Genomic DNA, 17,191 nt, shown 5'->3' on the forward strand with positions numbered 1-17,191 from the left:
TCAGTCGGCGCGTCGGCCCAGTGCGTCGAGTTCGCGGAGCCCCGGGGTCCGCTGGATCACCGCCGTGAAGCTGACCTTCTCACTGGCGGCGGTCAGCCCGGCGAGGACGGCGAGCAGACCGGCGCGGCCCAGTGGGCCGGTGCGGGCGGCCAGCGCGACGCCGAGCAGCGCCCCGAGCGCGTTGGCGCCGCTGTCGCCGAGCATCACGTCCTCGGCCAGGTCGTCGCGGAGCAGGCCGGCGGCGGCGCCGGCCGCACCGGCGGCGATCCCACCCTGCGGGCCGCCGGTCAGCGGCGCGGCGAGCAGCAGCCCGGACTTGATCGCCCGGCCCGGTCGCAGGTCGAGCAGGTTCAGCAGGTTGGCCGTGCCGGCGATCACGCCGGCGCCGAGCAGCACGTCGACCCCCCGGCCGAACGCCCGGTGCCGCTGCCGGCGCGGGTGCGCGGCGACCCGGGGGTCGGCGGCGAGCAGCGCGGCGGCGCCCAGCCCGGCGGCGCCCACCCCGACGACCTTGACCAGACCGGCGGTGACGCGTCCCTCCCGCAGAGCGGCGAGGTGCCCGGCGAAGCCCTTGGCGGCCTTCTGCTCTGGGCGCGCGCCGACCACGTCGTCGTAGAGCCCGACGCCGCCCGCGCCGAGTCCGGCGACCAGTGCGGCCCCACCGGCGGCACCACCGGTGGCACCGAACGCGCCGGCGGCGGCAGCGCCGGCGGCGAGCGCCGGCCCGGCGGCCAGGCTGACCGTGCGGCCGCGGAAGTTGGTGCGCTCCAACGCGGGCCCGGCCGGTGAGGTACGCGCCTCACGCAGCGCGTACCGGGCGGCGGCGGCGCCCGCACCGGCGATCAGCAGCCGACCCAGTGCGCTCACGCCGCCACCTCGCTCGCTCGGTCACGCGCCGCCTGGTGGGATCCGGACACGGGGGTACGTCGTTCGCTCACTGGGGCAGTCTAGGCAGCAGCGACGGCGCGTTGTCGCCGACGCCGTACTGTCCGGCCTTCTTCTCGGTGAGTTGCTCCACCAGGGCGAGGGTGGTCACCACCTGCCCCTGCACGGTGTTGGCGTTGTCGACCGTGGAGATGGTCTGGGTGAGCACCGGGTCGCCGCGCACCACACCCACCAGGTTGCCTCCGACGGAGCCGTTGCCGGCCACCACGATCGACCCGGTGCGGTCGAACTGCTCGGCGATCTTGACGACCGACTCGTCCCGCTTGTCGGAGTCCTTGTCGACGTACGGCTGGCCGCTGACCACGACGACGGCCTCCGCCGAGGCGGTGACCTTGTTGCTGTCGGTGGTCAGGTAGCCGGCGTTGTTGTACGCGGCGAGCACCGCCCGCCGGTCGGCGTCACTGACCGGCGCGACGCCCTGGGCCCGGTCCAGCAGGACGCTGGCCAGCAGCGCGCTGGAGGTCTCCACGCCGTGCCCGTTGCCCGGCAGGCCGGTGGTCTGCGCGGTCGGTCGGGCCGCGGTGACCGCCAACTCCAGCAGGTTGGAGTTGTTGTCCGGGTTGATGAACTTGTCCTGCAGGTCGACCTGACCGGTGATGGTTGCCCCGGCCTGCTGGAGCTTCTTGAGCACGCCCTCGGTGTGGTCACGGCCGTTGGGCAGGCTGAGCACCACCACCCGACGCCCGGTGAGGGTGCCGGGCAGGACGACCTGGGAGATCTCCTCGGCGAACTCCTCCTCCAGGGCGAGTTGCTTCTCCATGTTGCTGACCGTCTGGCGCCAGTGTTGGTTGTCCTTGCGCAGCCCGGTGACCTGCCCCTCGAGCGAGTCGGCGACCGGGCCGTTGAGGGCGGCCGTGCCGACCACCAGGCCGATCGCCAGAGCCAGGAAGACCGCGGTGAGGGACACCACGTGGTAGCGGAAATTGATCACGCTTGCAGCCTCTTGATCGGTCGGGAACTAGAAGAGCCGGTACAGCTGGAACACGAAATTGTCCCACCACTCGGCGACCACGCCCAGGTACGCCTTCCCGACGGTCGACACGGCCACCGCGGACGCCATCGCCGCGATCGCCGACAGCACCAGCAGCAGCAGCGACGAGCCGGAGATGCTCTGCCGGTAGAGCCGGCTCACCCCCTTGGCGTCGACCAGCTTGCCGCCGACCTTCAGCCGGGTCAGGAACGTCGAGGCCATCCCGCCTCGACCCTTGTCGAGGAACTCGACGAGGGTCGCGTGGGTGCCGACCGCGACGAGCAGCGAGGCGCCCTTCTCGTCGGCGAGCAGCATGGCCAGGTCCTCACTGGTCGCGGCGGCCGGGAAGGTGATCGCCGGCACACCGAGGCCGTTGACCCGGGGCAGGCCGGGCGCCCGCCCGTCCGGGTACGCGTGCACGATCACCTCGGCGCCGCAGCGCAGCACGTCGTCGGTGACCGAATCCATGTCGCCGATGATCATGTCGGGGGTGTAGCCGGCCTCGACGAGCGCGTCCGCGCCACCGTCGACGCCGATCAGCACCGGCTTGAACTCCCGGATGTACGGGCGCAGCACGTCCAGGTCGGCCTTGTAGTCGTAGCCGCGCACCACGATCAGGCAGTGCCGACCCTGGATCTGGGTCTCGATGTCCGGCACCCCGACACCGTCGAGCAGCAGGTCGCGCTCCTGGCGCAGGTAGTCCATCGTGTTGGCGGCGAACGCCTCCAACTGCACCGACAGACCCTCCCGGGCGTCAGCCATCGACTTGGCGACCGTCTCGGCGTCCTGCAGGCTGCCGTGGGCCACCGGCTCGTCACCGGCGAAGACCGTGTTGCCCTCGATGCGCACCTGGTCGCCCTCGCGGATCCGCTCGAAGACACCCTCACCCAGGTCGTCGAGGAGTGGAATGCCGGCGGCGACCAACACCTCCGGGCCGAGGTTCGGGTAGCGGCCGGAGACCGACGGCTTGGCGTTGAGCACCGCCGCGACCCCGACGGCGACCAGCGAATCGGCCGCCACCCGGTCCAGGTCGACGTGGTCGATGACCGCGATGTCACCGGGTCGCAGCCGACCGACCAGGCGTTTCGTCCGGCGATCAAGGCGCGCGGTGCCGAGGACTCTGCCCGGTTCGGCGTTCCGGTTCCGGCGCAACGTGGGTAGACGCATCGTGACCATCCTGGCATGTGAGGCAGGCTTTTCTGTCGCGACATGCCTGAGCAGGGCCGCCTACCCAGGGAAGCACACACCGGCACAAGCCGGTGTGCTTGCGCTCACAATACGCGGCGTCACAACCGCCTTTCCTTGGCGGCCACCGCCAGCAACTCCTCGGCGTGGGCGATACCCAGATCCGAATCGGGCAAACCTGCCAACATGCGCGCCAACTCCCGGGCCCGCTCGGTGTCCTCCACCACCCGCACCCCGCTCGTCGTCACCGCGCCGCCGGTGTCCTTCGCCACCACCAGGTGTCGGTCGGCGAACGCGGCCACCTGCGGCAGGTGCGTGACCACCAGCACCTGGTGGCTGCGGGCCAGCCGCGCCAACCGGCGGCCGATCTCCACCGCCGCCTGACCGCCGACCCCCGCGTCGACCTCGTCGAAGACCAGTGTGGGCGGGCCGCCCGAGCCGGCGAACACGACCTCGATGGCGAGCATCACCCGGGACAGCTCACCGCCGGAGGCGCCGCGCTGCAACGGCAACGACGGCGCACCCGGATGGGCCAGCAACCGCAGCTCCACCTCGTCACCGCCGTCCGGTGTGACACCCACCTCGACACCGTTGACGGCCAACGTCGGCTCCGCGCGACCGGCCGGACGGGGCAGCACCGCCACCTCGATCCGCGCGTGCGGCATGGCCAGCCCGGCAAGCTCGACGGTGACCTGGTCGGCGAAGCGGATCGCCGCCTCCTGCCGGGAGGCGGACACCCGGCCGGCGAGGTCGGCCACCTCGACGGCGAGCCGCTGGCCCTCCCGCTCCAACTCGTCCAGCACGTCGTCGGACATGTCCAGGTCGGACAGTCGGGTGCGCGCCCGGTCAGCCCAGGCGATCACCCCGTCCACGTCGTCGGCGTACTTGCGGGTCAACGCGCGCAGCGCCGCCCGCCGCTCGTAGACGTGCTGCAACCGGGCCGGGTCCGCGTCCAGCGTCGCCAGGTACGTCGACAGCTCCGCGGACACGTCGGTGACCAGGGTGGCCGCCTCCTCCAGGCGGGCCGCCAGCTCACCGAGCGCAGGATCGGTGCCGGACTGCGCCTCCAGGGTCCGCCGGGCGGTGCCCAGCAGCGCCGCCGCGTCCGGGGTCTCGTCGGTGGCCTCCGCGCCGCCGGCCACGCACTGCTGGGCGATCTGCGCGGCCGTCCGCAGGCCCTCGGCGTGCTCCAGGCGCTGCGCCTCGGTCTTCAGCTCGTCGTCCTCACCGGGCTGCGGATCGACCCGGGTGATCTCGTCGAGGCCCAGCCGCAGCAGGTCGGCCTCCTGGTTGCGCTCGCGGGCGTTGCGCCGCCGGTCGGCCAGGTCGTCGACCACCCGACGCCACCCCGTGTACGCCTCCCGCAGCGCGTCGAGCAGCTTCTCGTGCGCGGGGCCGGCGAACCGGTCCAGTGCCGCCCGCTGCTCGGCCGGGCGCAGCAGCCGCAACTGGTCGGACTGGCCGTGCACGGCCACCGCCTGCTCGCCGACCTCACCGAGCATCGACACCGGCATGCTCCGGCCGCCGACGTGGGCCCGCGAGCGCCCCTCCACCGTGACCGTACGACTCAGCAGCACCGTGCCGTCCTCGTCGGGCTCGCCACCGGCCTCGGTGATCCGCGCGTGCACGGCGTCGGCGACCCGCCCGTGCAGCCGCAGCCGCCCCTCCACCACCGCCCGGCCCGGTTGGGCGCGGACCCGCCCGGCGTCGGCCCGGCCACCGAAGAGCAGGCCAAGGCCGGTCACCACCATCGTCTTGCCCGCACCGGTCTCGCCGGTGATGACGTTCATGCCGCCGGTCAACGGCAGCGTGGTGTCCTCGATGACGCCCAGCCCGGTGATGCGCAGCTCTTCCAGCACAGCCACCGACAGTAGACGCGAGGCCCGACACTTGACCAGCCGACGGGCCCGGGCACGGCCCGCACCCGGCCGACGTACAGTTCTGCCCCGTGTTGGACGTGATCGGCCTGACCCCGGCTGAGGAGGAGCTCTACCGCTGCCTGCTCCAGCTCACCACGGCCCGCATCGACGAGTTGGTCCATCGACTGCACCGCCCCCGTGAGCAGGTCGTCGCCCAGGTCGAGGCGCTGCGCGGCAAGGGCCTCGTGCAGCCCACCGACAACGACCCCGACGCCCCGCTGCGCCCGACCGCACCGGACGTCGCCCTCGGCGGAACGCTGCTGCGCCGCCAGGAGGACCTGGAGGCGGCCCGCCGGCTGGTCACCCACCTGGCCGAGGAGTACCGCTCCGGGCTGCGCCGACACCACGTCGACCACCTCGTGGAGGTGATCACCGGCACCCGGGTCCTCCGGGACCGCCTGCGTGACCTGCAGAACTCGGCGCGTACCGAGGTGCTCTGGTTCTGCCGGGCCAACCCCCTGGCCATGGCCGGCCCGGAGAACGTCGAGGAGTTCGACGCGCTGGCCCGTGGGGTGAGCTACCGGGCCATCTACGAGCGTGACCTGCTGCTGGAGCCGGGCGCGTTGGCCGACCTGGCCAAGGGCGTCGCCGCCGGTGAGCAGGCCCGGGTCCTGGACCGGCTGCCGGTCCGACTGGCCATCGTGGACGCCCGCACCGCCATCTGCCCGCTGGTGCCCGACCGTGACGGCGGCGAACCGAGCGCCGCCGTGATCGGGCGCAGTCAACTGCTCGACGCCCTGCTCGCCCTCTTCGAGAGTCACTGGCGGGTGGCCACCCGGCTGCGGCTCGACGACCCGCTCGCCGTCGCGGCCCCCGAGGGTCGACGGCCGGAGCCCGACTGCCATCCGGGCGACGGTTACCAGCCCGACGCCGACGAGGCGCGGCTGCTGTCGCTGTTCGTGGCGGGCGTACCGGACAAGTCCATCGCCTCCCAGCTCGGGGTGAGCCGGCGGACCGTGCAACGGCGCATCGCCGACCTGATGGCCGCCGCCGGCGTGGACACCCGGCCCGGGTTGGCGTTCCAGGTCGCCCGCCGCGGCTGGCTCTGACGCCGCAAGGGTCCGCCGTCGACCGACGGCGGACCCCGGCAGACCGGGCGGGACGGCCAGGCCGCCCCGCCCTCGCCGTATCAGCGCAGCCCGTACGCCTGGAGCACGGTCTGGTCGACGGTGTTCCCGGCCCGGTCGGCGGCGTGCACCCGTAGCGAGACCGTTCCGCGCCCCGCCGGCACGGTCGCGGTGTACCGGGTGCCCGACCCCTTCGTCGGCGCGTTGCGCCAGGTGACGCCCCCGTCGAAGGAGACCTGCACCCGGACGCTGGTGCCAGTCGGCGCCGGCACCCCGGCCGGCTGCCGCAGGGTCAGCCCCACCTGGTGCGACCGGTTGCCGCGGACCGTGCCGGACAGGTCGGCCGGCACCCGGTAGTCCACCTGCAACAGCGACAACGGCGTGGTGGCGTCGCCCGCCGGTCGGGCCGAGGTGAACTCCCAGGCGGTGTCGGTCCGCGTGCCGTAGCGCCACTCGTCCGAGGATCGCTGCGTGGTCAGGTCCAGCCGGTAGCGGGCCGACTTCTCGGTGGTGGGCACCGCCGCCCAGCCGCCGGAGAGGTCGGCGATCTGCTGCCCGTCGCGGCTGACCCGGATCGCGACGGTGTCCGACTCCTCGCTGCCGCCGGCTTCCCTGAAGTTCCCGTCAGCGTCGACGAACTCGGCCACCCGCAGGTTCAGGGTGTCCCCGGTACGCGTCGGTACGGGGACGCCGCCGCCGGCCGGCACTGCCGGTCGGATCACCGGCGCGTGCCAGGTCTCGGCGACCCGGTCGTCGGCGGCGTACTGCCGGGGCTGCTGGGTGAGCCCGCCGAGCAGCCGCCCCCAGGACCAGGTGACCTTGTGCAGGACCTGGTGCTGCCACCAGTTGTCCCCGGCGCTGACGAACTCCTGCCGGGTGGTGCCGGTACGCACCGGGCGCTGGTCGTCGTTCCAGGAGGTCTCCTGCCACGGACGCCAGCCGAACCGCTGCTCGCTGGCCCACGGCGTACCGCCCACGTCGCCGTACCTGGCGGTCACCTCGGCCGTGTTCTTCCCGGTGACCGTGTGCGTGATCCGCTCCGGCACGCGACCCTTCGACACCTGCCACACGTCGTACAGGTACGGGCTGTCCACCGTCAACGTCAGGTCCAGCGTCGCCCGGCCCTTCCGGGCCGCCGCGATCAGCCGCTGCCCGTCGTCGTAGGCCACCACCATCGACGGGATCGGCAGCCGCTCCCCGAGCGGTTGCCACACCGTCCACGCGCTGAAGTCCGCCGGCCGGACGATCAACACCACGGCAGCGCCGGCGGCGGCCGCCGCCGCGATCTGCTCCTCCTCCGAGGCGTCCGGGCTGCCGGTGAGCAGCGCCGCCGCGCCGCGAACCCGGGTCAGCTCGGCGGGAGTGCCGGTGCCGGCCCAGACCAGCGGCAGCTTGCGTCGGTCGGCCGGCGCCGGCGAGTAGCCCATCAGGTTGATGTCCAGCGGACCGGACACCCCACTAATCTTCGCGTCCACCATCGGAGCGACCAGTTGCCATCGGGACGCGAACTCGAACTCGCCCTGGCGTACCGGGCGGGTCGGCGTGACGTTGACCTGCTGGATGGTGCTGTAGGTCATCACCCCGTGGTCGACCTGCCGGCCGTTGCCGAAGACCCGGTGCTCGTAGAAGCTGATCGTCGACCGCTGCTCGGTCGGCTTCGGCGTCTCGATCCGTACCGGGGTGCCCTTGCGCGGGTCGAGCACGACGGTGAGGTCCCGGTCGACCAGCAGCTCCGGGTCGGTGACCAGGGTGATCTGCTCGTCCAGGGGGGCACCGTGCTCGATCAACGCCTCGACCAGGTAGGGGCCCTCCTCGACCTGGAGTTGCACCTCGCCGCCGACCCAGCCGAGCCAGTCGGATTCGGGCTGCTCACCGAAGAGGGTGAGCACCGACGCGAGACCCGGCTGCCCCTTCATGTCCAGCGCCTTCACGGTAACGGTGTGCAGCGGGCCGCTGAGGGTCAGCGCGACGGCGGTACGCACCGCGACGCCGTCCGCGCCGGTGGCCACCAGCCACCCGCCGTGCACCCCCCGGTCCAGCTTCGCCGGGTCCGCCCGCAGCGGCACGGCGACGCTACCGCCGGCCGGCACTGTCACCTCGGTACCGCCGACCGCCACCCCGTCGGTCTCGGCCGCGCGGGTGTCCAGGTTGCGCAACTCCAGGGCCAGCCGCAGGGTCTGCGGGGTCGTGCCGCCGTTGGTGTACGTCACGGTCCGCTCGACCGTCGCGCCACCGGTGCTGAGCCGACCGAAGTCGGCGGTGGCGGAGGAGTACACCCGCTGGGCGAGCGCGCGGGCCACGTCGACCCGGCCGGCGCCCTGCTCGAAGACGGTCAACGCCGGGTTCGCCTTCGTGGTGCTGACCAGCGCGTCCTTGAGCTTCACGGCGGACCAGTCAGGGTGTTCCTGGGCAAGGATCGCCGCCGCTCCGGCCACGTGCGGGGTGGCCATCGAGGTGCCCGACGCGGTCGTGTAGGCGTCGTCCACCGGCGTACCCATGGCGGTTCCGGCGGCCCGGGCGGCGACGATGCCGACACCCGGCGCGGTGATCTCGGGCTTGAGGCCGTTGTCGCCGAGGCGTGGGCCCCGGCTGGAGAACTCCGCCAGGTTGTCGGCGCGGTCCACCGCGCCGACGGTGAGCGCCGCCGTGGCCGCGCCGGGCGCGCCGACGGTACGCGCGGCACCCGAGTTGCCGGCGGCGACCACGAAGAGCGCGCCGGTCTCGGCGGTCAGGTCGTTCACCGCCTGGCTCATCGGGTCGGTGCCGTCGGTCGGGTCGCCGCCGAGGCTCATGCTGACCACCTTCGCGCCGGAGTGGGCGGCCCACTCCATACCCGCGATGATGGACGAGCTGTAGCCGGAGCCCGCGTCGTCGAGCACCTTGCCGACCAGCAACCGCGCGCCCGGGGCGACGCCCTTGCGTCGCCCGTCGGACGCCGCCCCGCTGCCGGCGATGGTGGCGGCCACGTGCGTGCCGTGCCCGTGGCCGTCGCGGGCGCTACCACTGTCGGAGAAGTCCTGCGCCTCGGCGATCCGACCGGCCAGGTCGGGGTGGGTGGCGTCGACGCCGGTGTCGAGCACCGCCACCGTCACCCCGGCACCGTCGCGGCCGGCGGCCCAGGCGGCCGGGGCGCCGATCTGCGGCACGCTGTGCTCCAGCGTCGGGCGGACCTTCCCGTCCAGCCAGATCCGGGCGACACCCGCGCCGAGCCGGGCCGGTGAGCCGGCGGTGACCCGCTGCCCGGGCACGCCGCGCAGCGACGTCCACAGACCACCGAGCTCGCCCTTGCCGACCCGCATCGCGGCGCCGTTGATGCTCTCCAGGGGACGCGCGTCGGTGGCGCCGGCCAGCGGCCTGACCCGTCCGGCGGCCGGCTCCTGGTAGCGCACGATCAGCGGCAACGTGGCCTGCGCGGCGTCGCCGTACCCGTCGGCCGCCAACTCCTGGACGTCGAACAGGTCGGGGTCGAGCACCCCGGCGGAGAGGTACGGCACGACGTCGCTGGGCAGCACCCGCAACCCGCCGTCGGCCTCGACGGTCTGGAAGGTGATCCGGTTGCGCCCCGGGCCGGGGCGGACGGTGGCGGCGACCCGACCGGGTGCCGCCTGGACCAGATCGACCTGATCGCCGGTGATCAGGGTGATGCGGACGGGTGCGTGCTGGGCGGGCGTGCCCGACGTCGGGCCGGTGGGCCGGGCGGGCGGGTCGGCGGACGCCGGTGCGGCGACGCCGACCACCAACGCGCCGACCGCGCCGACGGCGAGCCAGCGGGGGGACCAGTGCATGCGATGCGCTCCTCTACTCCTCCAGGCCCACCATCCGTAGATGAGGGCCGATCGGAGTCTGCGACGGCGCGCGTCACCAGGTCACTAGTCGCCAGCCGCCGCAGCGGCGACATGTCGTCAGGTGGACACCGCACATCCACCGACAGTGTGTGCCACGGTCACCGGCGGCTGCCGCGCCACCCGTGCACGGGAAGGTCGAACTTGGCCACCAACCGGTCGGTGAACGGGCGGGGGCGCAGCCGCACGATGCGCACCGGCAGGGCGCCGCGGCGCACCGTCACCCGCGCGCCGGGTGGCAGGTCGTAGACCCGCCGGCCGTCGCAGGAGAGCACGGCGAGGGTGGTGAACGGGTCGACGGTGATCACGAAGGTGGACGTCGGGGCCGTGACCAGCGGGCGGCTGAACAACGCATGTGCGCTGATCGGCACCAGCAGCAGCGCCTCCACCTCCGGCCAGACCACCGGACCGCCACCGGAGAACGCGTACGCGGTGGAGCCGGTGGGCGTGGCGCAGACGACACCGTCGCAGCCGTAGCGGGACAGCGGCCGGCCGTCCACGTCGACGAGCAGCTCCAGCATCTGCGCCCGCTCGCCCTTCTCGATGCTGATCTCGTTGAGCGCCCACGACTCGATGGTCGGCCCGCCGTCGAACTCGGCGGTGACATCCAGGGTCAGCCGCTCGTCGACCGTGTAGTTGCGGCCGACGACGTCCCGGACAGCGGTGTCCAGGTCGTCGATCTCCGCCTCTGCCAGGAAGCCCACCTTGCCGAGATTGATGCCGAGCAGCGGCGCCTTCGCCGGCCGGGCCAGCTCGGCGGCGCGCAGGAAGGTGCCGTCCCCACCGAGCGCGAAGACGATCTCGGCGCCCTCGGCGGCCTGCGGGCCGGCGACCGGCACCACGCCGGGCAGGTCGAGGTCGTCGGCCTCGTCGGCGACCACCCGTACCTCGAAACCCGCGTCGATCAGGTCGGCGGCGACCGACCGGGCGTGCTCGGTGCTGCGCCGACGACCGGTATGGGTCACCAGCAGCGCGGTCCGGCTCATCGGGTCGCCCGCCCGTCCTGGACCGGGCGGCACCCCGACACCGTCGCCCCGCCAGCACCGCGCGTCGTCGCGGTGCCCTCGCTACGCGCGTTCACCCTGCGACCTCCTCCGCCGCCACGTCCGGCACGTCACCGGTCGTCGTCGAGCCGTCCGGCCCGGCCGCCACCACGTCCCGCACCCGCTGCGGGTCGGCCGGTGGTGCGCCCCGGCGCAACCATACGAAGAACTCCACGTTGCCGCTCGGCCCGGGCAGCGGGCTGGCCGCCACGTCCGCCAGGCCGAGGCCGAGCCGCGCGGCCGTCGCGGCCACGTCCAGCACCGCTTCGGCGCGCAGCTCCGGATCGCGGACCACACCGCCGGCGCCGACCCGCTCCTTGCCGACCTCGAACTGCGGCTTGACCATCAGCGCCAGGTCACCGTCGTCGCGGGTGCAGCCGGCCAGCGCCGGCAGCACCAACCGCAGCGAGATGAACGACAGGTCGGCCACCGTGAGATCGACCTGGCCGCCGATCGTGTCCGCGTCGAGGGTACGAACGTTGGTGCGCTCCAGAACGCGGACCCGCTCGTTCGTGCGCAGCGGCCAGGCGAGCTGCCCGTACCCGACGTCCACCGCCACCACCTCTGCCGCGCCGGCGCGCAGCAGCACGTCGGTGAACCCACCGGTCGACGCGCCCGCGTCCAGGCAGCGCCGCCCGGAGATGCGCAACCCACCGGGGGCGAACGCGGCCAGCGCCCCGGCGAGCTTGTGCCCGCCCCGGGAGACGTACTCCTCGGCGGGGTCCGCACCGGTCACGAGGAGCGGGTCGGCGGGGTCGACCATCGCGGCCGCCTTGCGGGCGACCACGCCCCGCAGTTGGACCCGGCCGGCCTCCACCAACGCGGCGGCCTGCTCACGGGAGCGGGCCAGACCGCGCCGGACGAGTTCGGCGTCCAGCCGGTTACGACGTGCCATGGGTGGTTCTCCGGTCTGCTCAGGCCTGGTCGTTCCGCTCAGGTCTGGTCGATGGTGGCGAGGGTTTCCCGCAGCGTCTCGTAGGCCGCCTCGTACTGGGCGATCTGGTCGGCCGGGGCGAGCGTTGCCGCGTTCGCGAGGGACTGCACGGCGGCGTCCACCGCCGGGTGTCGCGTCTCGTCATCCCCGAACTCCGGCGGCGGCCCGGGGCGGGCACCCGCCGGCGGGCCGGGCCGGGCTGGAAAGGAGCCGCCTGTGGGCGGGCCGGGCCGGGCCGGGAAGGACCCGCCGGGCGGTGGGACGGGCCGGGTCATTCGGCGTCGTCCGGCCGCTGCTTGCGGACCGCCTTCTTGGCGGGCATCGCCGCGGGCGTCGGAACGTCCTCGTCGGCGCTCCGGCTGACCGCCGCCGGCGGCTTCTTCGCGATGGCCTTCTTGGCGACCGCCTTCTTCGCGACCGCCTTTTTCGCGACCGCCTTCTTCGCCACCGGCGCGGAGACCGGCGCACCGGCCGGGGCGTCGGACGGCACGAGGCCGGTGCCGGGCCGCGCGGCGGCAGTCGGGTCGGGCGGTGCCGTCGGGCCGGCGGTCGACGCGTCGACGGACCGCGCCTGCCGTAGCTGCCGCTCCAGGTCGTGCACCCGTCGGGTCAGCTCGGCCACCTCGTCGGCGGTGGCCAGACCGACCGCGCCGAGGGCCCGGTCGACCTCGAAGCGGACCAGCTTGGTCAACGCCTCCCGGTTGGCGGCGCTGGTGGTGAGCAGTTCCTCGCCGAGGGCCTGGAGTTGGGCGGCGGTCGCGCCGCCGGAGCCGACGAGGCGACGTGCCACGTCCTGGGCCTTCTTCCGAGGCGCCTCCGCAAGGCCCATGGCCAGCTCGAGGTAGGCGCGCCACGCGTCCTGCATGCCTGAGTCCTTCCACGGGGCGGGGTGTGCAGGTGTCACGCTACCGGGCACCCCGGACGGGTCCGTGCGGTACGGTGCCGAGGACGGCGTGGCGATCAGCGAGGGGGAGATGTGGCCAGCGTGGACGAGTGCCGCCAGGCGTTGCAGGAGCTGGCCGCCCGGTTGGATCGCAACGCCGAGACGGTCCGCGAACGGATCGACCTGGACCGGACGCTGGCCTGCCGGATCACCGACCTGGACACCGCGTTCCACGGCCGGATCACCGGTGGTCGGCTGGTCGAGCTGACCGACGGCGACGATCCCAAGGCCAAGATCGCGCTGAGCACGTCCAGCGACGACCTGCTCGCCCTGGTCCGCGGCGACCTGGACGTCACCAACGCGGTGACCTCCCGCCGGGTGTCGATCAAGGCCAATCCGTTCGACCTGCTGAAGCTGCGCAAGCTGCTCTGACGACTCACGCCGTCGCGGTCAGACCGAAGCTCTCCATCGCTTGGGCCGCGTCCGGGCCCACCGGACGGATCTTCGGCAGCGCCGGCGCCGGCGCCGACCAGGCCACCGCGCAGAGCGCCGCCAGGGCGTCCAGCTGTCGACCGGCCCCCGCCAGCTCCAGCGTGCCGTCCCGGTCGGTCACGGACCAGCCGCCAGCGTCCGCCGGGCCCGGGACCCGCACGGCGGCAGCCGGGTCGAACAACCCCGCCAGGTCCCTCGCGACGTACGTGGGACGCCGCTGCGGCTTGGCGGCCAGCAGCTCTGGTACGCCGCTGACCCCGGTGAGCACGAGCAGGCTGTCCAGCCCTGCCCGGCGGGCACCCTCGATGTCGGTGTCCAACCGGTCACCCACCACCAGGCTCTGCCCGCCACCACTGCGCTTGGCGGCAGTCTCGAACAGCGCCGGCTCCGGCTTGCCGACCACCACGTCGGGGTCCCGTTCCAGGGCCGTCCGCAGCACCGCGACCAGCGAACCGTTGCCGGGCAGCGGACCCCGCCCACTGGGCAGGGTCCGATCGGTGTTGGTGGCGATCCAGATGGCACCCGCCCGCACCGCGATCGACGCTTCGGCCAACTCGGCCCAGCCGACCTGCGGGCCGTACCCCTGCACCACCGCCGCCGGCTTCTCGTCGGCCTGGGTGACGGGGGTCAGACCGACCGCCCGCAGTTCCGCGCGCAGCGCCTCCGCGCCGACCACCAGCACCGACGCGCCGGCGGGCAGCCGGTCACGCAGCAACTCGGCCGAGGCCGCGGCGGAGGTGAGGACCTCCTCCGGCCGGGCCGGCACACCCATTCCGGTCAGCAGGTCCGCGACCTCGCTGGAGCGGCGGGACGCGTTGTTGGTCGCGTACGCCACCGCCCGTCCCTCGGCGTGCAGCCGGGCCACCGCCTCGACGGCGCCGGGGATCGGCCGGTCGATCAGGTAGATCACGCCGTCCAAGTCGAAAACGACCAGGGTGTACCCGTCGACCAGCCGCTCCCCCACGCCCGCGCTCACCGCTGCGTCGACCCTGACTCGTCGCCCCCGGCCGGCACGGTCCCGGCGGCGTTCGCCGTGTCCCCGTTCGCCGCGTCGCCGGACGTCACACCGCTGTCGCCAGCGGTGCCCGGGTCGGCGTTACCGCCTCCGCTCGGGTGACGGTCCTCGTCCTCGTCGTCGAAGCCCTCGTCGTCGCCGGGACGGCCGACAGCGGCGTCCTCCTCGTCGTCGTCGAAGTCCGCGTCGTCTTCGTCTTCGTCGTCGTCTTCGTCACCGGTCAGGTCGGCGTCGGGTCGGGTCGGCACCGCGCCCGGAGCGCCCGGGCCGGCCGCGATCTCCTCGGCGGCCTCGTCCTCGTCGTCGCCCTCGATGACCACGCCGTCGAGTTCGAGCAGCCGCTCGGCGGCGTCGGTCTCGCCCTCGGTGTCCACGTCAGCGGCGCGGGAGAACCATTCGCGGGCCTCGTCGCGCCGACCCACCGCGAGCAGCGCATCGGCGTACGCGTACCGCAGCCGGGCCGTCCACGGCACGGTGGCCTCGCTGGTGAGGTCCGGCACCTGGAGCATCGCGACCGCGGCGTCCTTCTGCCCGAGATCGCCCCGTGCCCCAGCGGCGACGATCAACAGTTCGATCGCCACGGCCTGGTCCAGCTTCTCCCGGTCCGCGCCACGGAACAGGTCGATGGCCCGCTCCGGCCGGCCGAGAGCCCGCTCGCAGTCCGCGAGCACGGCCAGGTGACTCTGCAACCCACTCATCCGGTGGTACGTGCGCAGTTCGGCGATCGCCGACTGCCACTCCCCCGCGTGGTACGCGGCCAGACCGACCGCCTCACGGACGGCGGAGATGCGCGACGCCAACCGCCGGGCGGCCAGCGCGTGCGCCAACGCCTCGGCGGGATCCTCGTCGATCAGCTGCCCGGTCGCGACCAGGTGCCGGGCCACCGTCTCGGCGACCGGCTTGTTCAGCGAGAGCAACTCGGCGCGGACGTCCTTGTCGAGGTCGGTCGCGACGATGTCGTCCGGCAACGCCGGGGCCGAACTCCGCCCACCCTCGAACGACTCGGAGCCACCCGCGCGGTCGTCCCGACGGAACTCCCCCTCGCGACGTGGCCGCTCGTCGGCCCGGGAACCGCCGGTACGCTCTCCGCCCCGGTAGCCGCCCTCACGGTCGCCGCCCCGGAAACCGCCCTCACGACGGTCACCACCACGGAAACCACCGTCGCGGTCACCGCCACGGAAGCCACCCTCGCGCGGCGGGCCGGAGCGGGTGCGGTCGCCGCCCTGGTACCCGCCCTCACGACGGTCACCGCCGCGGTAGCCACCTTCACGCGGGGCGCTGGAACGCGAACCGTCCCGATCACCGCCACGGAAACCACCCTCACGACGGTCACCACCACGGAAACCGCTGTCGCGGTCACCACCGCGGAAGCCGCCCTCACGGTCGCCGCCACGGAAGCCACCCTCGCGCGGCGGGCCGGAGCGGGTGCGGTCGCCGCCCTGGTACCCGCCCTCACGACGGTCACCACCGCGGAAACCACCCTCACGGCGGTCACCGCCACGGAAACCGCTGTCGCGGTCGCCACCGCGGTAGCCACCTTCACGCGGGGCGCTGGAACGCGAACCGTCCCGATCACCGCCACGGAAACCACCCTCACGACGGTCACCACCACGGAAACCACCGTCGCGGTCACCACCGCGGAAGCCGCCCTCACGGCGATCACCACCGCGGAAGCCGCCCTCACGGTCACCGCCACGGAAACCGCCCTCACGACGGTCACCACCGCGGAAACCACCGTCGCGGTCACCGCCACGGAAGCCACCCTCGCGCGGCGGGCCGGAGCGGGTGCGGTCGCCGCCCTGGTACCCGCCCTCACGACGGTCACCACCGCGGAAACCACCCTCACGGCGGTCACCGCCACGGAAACCGCTGTCGCGGTCGCCACCGCGGTAGCCACCTTCACGCGGGGCGCTGGAACGCGAACCGTCCCGATCACCGCCACGGAAACCACCCTCACGACGGTCACCACCACGGAAACCACCGTCGCGGTCACCGCCACGGAAACCACCTTCACGCGGGGCGCTGGAACGCGAACCATCCCGATCACCGCCACGGAAACCACCCTCACGACGGTCACCACCACGGAAACCACCGTCGCGGTCACCACCACGGAAACCACCGTCGCGGTCACCGCCACGGAAACCACCCTCGCGCGGCGGGCCGGAGCGGGTGCGGTCACCACCCTGGTACCCACCCTCACGGCGGTCACCGCCACGGAAACCGCTGTCGCGGTCGCCACCGCGGTAGCCACCTTCACGCGGGGCGCTGGAACGCGAACCATCCCGGTCACCGCCACGGAAACCACCCTCGCGGGGAGGTCCGGAGCGGAACCCACCCTCACGGGGAGCACCCGAGCGCGACCCGTCCCGGTCGCCGCCGCGGTAGCCGCCCTCACGGGGGGCGCTGGAACGCGAACCGTCCCGGTCACCGCCGCGGAAGCCGCCGTCACGGCGATCGCCGCCGCGGAAGCCGCCGTCACGCGGGGTGCTGGAGCGCGAGCTGTCCCGGTCACCACCACGGGAGCCGGAGTCGCGGCCGCCGGCGTATCCGCCTCGGGCGCCGCCGCTGTCGCGGTCTCCCCGGTATGGAGGCCGGTCTCGGTCATCGCGGCGCGGGCCGCGGTCGCGTCCGCCCGCACCGTCAGTACGGTCTTCGTAACGACGGGGACGGTCTCCGCCCTGCGGTCCTGAACTCACAGGTACATCCTTCCTGATTGCGCCACCAATGGCGCTACGCAGTCGAGGGCCGACCCTCATGGGGCGGCCCTCGACTGGAAGTTTGTCCGGCGGCGTCCTACTCTCCCACACCCTCACGAGTGCAGTACCATCGGCGCTGGAGGGCTTAGCTTCCGGGTTCGGAATGTAACCGGGCGTTTCCCCTCCGCCATGACCGCCGT

General features: G+C 73.6%; 14 protein-coding genes and 1 rRNA gene. 3 read left to right on the forward strand and 12 right to left on the reverse strand.

The annotated features are described in order from the left end of the window. From QSK15_RS22750 to recN, 4 genes are all read right to left on the reverse strand, one after another. Nucleotides 1-867: a hypothetical protein gene (locus tag QSK15_RS22750; RefSeq protein WP_285796181.1), complete on the reverse strand. Its 867-nt coding sequence runs from the start codon at nucleotides 865-867 to the stop codon at nucleotides 1-3. A 67-nt stretch (nucleotides 868-934) separates the two neighbouring features. Then, complete coding sequence (locus QSK15_RS22755; protein WP_030334897.1) at nucleotides 935-1,876, reverse strand: copper transporter; 942 nt, start codon at nucleotides 1,874-1,876, stop codon at nucleotides 935-937. A 27-nt stretch (nucleotides 1,877-1,903) separates the two neighbouring features. Next, nucleotides 1,904-3,082 (reverse strand): putative cytokinetic ring protein SteA, encoded by a 1,179-nt coding sequence (gene steA / locus QSK15_RS22760; RefSeq protein ID WP_285796182.1) that lies wholly within the window; start codon nucleotides 3,080-3,082, stop codon nucleotides 1,904-1,906. Between the two features lie 119 nt (nucleotides 3,083-3,201). After that, complete coding sequence (gene recN / locus QSK15_RS22765; RefSeq protein ID WP_030334901.1) at nucleotides 3,202-4,959, reverse strand: DNA repair protein RecN; 1,758 nt, start codon at nucleotides 4,957-4,959, stop codon at nucleotides 3,202-3,204. Nucleotides 4,960-5,048: 89 nt separating this feature from the next. Between recN and QSK15_RS22770 the strand changes: the two genes are divergently transcribed. Beyond that, on the forward strand, nucleotides 5,049-6,068 hold the full coding sequence (locus tag QSK15_RS22770; RefSeq protein WP_285796183.1) for a helix-turn-helix domain-containing protein: 1,020 nt from the start codon (nucleotides 5,049-5,051) through the stop codon (nucleotides 6,066-6,068). Nucleotides 6,069-6,148: 80 nt separating this feature from the next. Here the strand turns inward: QSK15_RS22770 and QSK15_RS22775 are convergent, their stop codons facing one another. The 5 genes from QSK15_RS22775 to QSK15_RS22795 form a co-directional block, all read right to left on the reverse strand. Further along, nucleotides 6,149-9,871, reverse strand: a complete 3,723-nt coding sequence (locus QSK15_RS22775) for a S8 family serine peptidase (RefSeq protein WP_285796184.1) — start codon at nucleotides 9,869-9,871, stop codon at nucleotides 6,149-6,151. 158 nt (nucleotides 9,872-10,029) lie between these two features. Then, nucleotides 10,030-10,914, reverse strand: coding sequence for an NAD kinase (locus QSK15_RS22780; RefSeq protein ID WP_279519850.1), 885 nt, complete (start codon nucleotides 10,912-10,914; stop codon nucleotides 10,030-10,032). A 91-nt stretch (nucleotides 10,915-11,005) separates the two neighbouring features. Beyond that, nucleotides 11,006-11,866, reverse strand: a complete 861-nt coding sequence (locus tag QSK15_RS22785) for a TlyA family RNA methyltransferase (RefSeq protein WP_285796185.1) — start codon at nucleotides 11,864-11,866, stop codon at nucleotides 11,006-11,008. A 38-nt stretch (nucleotides 11,867-11,904) separates the two neighbouring features. Next, nucleotides 11,905-12,180 (reverse strand): hypothetical protein, encoded by a 276-nt coding sequence (locus QSK15_RS22790; protein ID WP_285796186.1) that lies wholly within the window; start codon nucleotides 12,178-12,180, stop codon nucleotides 11,905-11,907. Next, nucleotides 12,177-12,770, reverse strand: a complete 594-nt coding sequence (locus QSK15_RS22795) for a phasin family protein (RefSeq protein ID WP_285796187.1) — start codon at nucleotides 12,768-12,770, stop codon at nucleotides 12,177-12,179. Before QSK15_RS22795 ends, QSK15_RS22790 begins: the two co-directional genes overlap by 4 nt. A gap of 111 nt (nucleotides 12,771-12,881) precedes the next feature. Here QSK15_RS22795 and QSK15_RS22800 point away from each other — a divergent pair, with 111 nt between their 5' ends. Continuing rightward, nucleotides 12,882-13,220: an SCP2 sterol-binding domain-containing protein gene (locus QSK15_RS22800; RefSeq protein ID WP_030334914.1), complete on the forward strand. Its 339-nt coding sequence runs from the start codon at nucleotides 12,882-12,884 to the stop codon at nucleotides 13,218-13,220. Between the two features lie 4 nt (nucleotides 13,221-13,224). Here QSK15_RS22800 and QSK15_RS22805 read toward each other — a convergent pair whose 3' ends face one another. Next, nucleotides 13,225-14,256 (reverse strand): HAD-IIA family hydrolase, encoded by a 1,032-nt coding sequence (locus QSK15_RS22805; protein ID WP_285796188.1) that lies wholly within the window; start codon nucleotides 14,254-14,256, stop codon nucleotides 13,225-13,227. Next, entirely contained in the window at nucleotides 14,253-15,179 is a 927-nt protein-coding gene (locus QSK15_RS22810) for a tetratricopeptide repeat protein (RefSeq protein WP_285796202.1), read from the reverse strand. Before QSK15_RS22810 ends, QSK15_RS22805 begins: the two co-directional genes overlap by 4 nt. Here QSK15_RS22810 and QSK15_RS22815 point away from each other — a divergent pair. Further along, nucleotides 15,168-16,985: a hypothetical protein gene (locus QSK15_RS22815; RefSeq protein WP_285796189.1), complete on the forward strand. Its 1,818-nt coding sequence runs from the start codon at nucleotides 15,168-15,170 to the stop codon at nucleotides 16,983-16,985. The genes QSK15_RS22810 and QSK15_RS22815 overlap by 12 nt on opposite strands. A 90-nt stretch (nucleotides 16,986-17,075) precedes the next feature. Here the strand turns inward: QSK15_RS22815 and rrf are convergent. Next, a 5S ribosomal RNA gene (gene rrf, locus QSK15_RS22820) occupies nucleotides 17,076-17,191 on the reverse strand.

Source organism: Micromonospora sp. NBRC 107095 (assembly GCF_030269705.1).
Taxonomy (GTDB): domain Bacteria; phylum Actinomycetota; class Actinomycetes; order Mycobacteriales; family Micromonosporaceae; genus Micromonospora; species Micromonospora parva.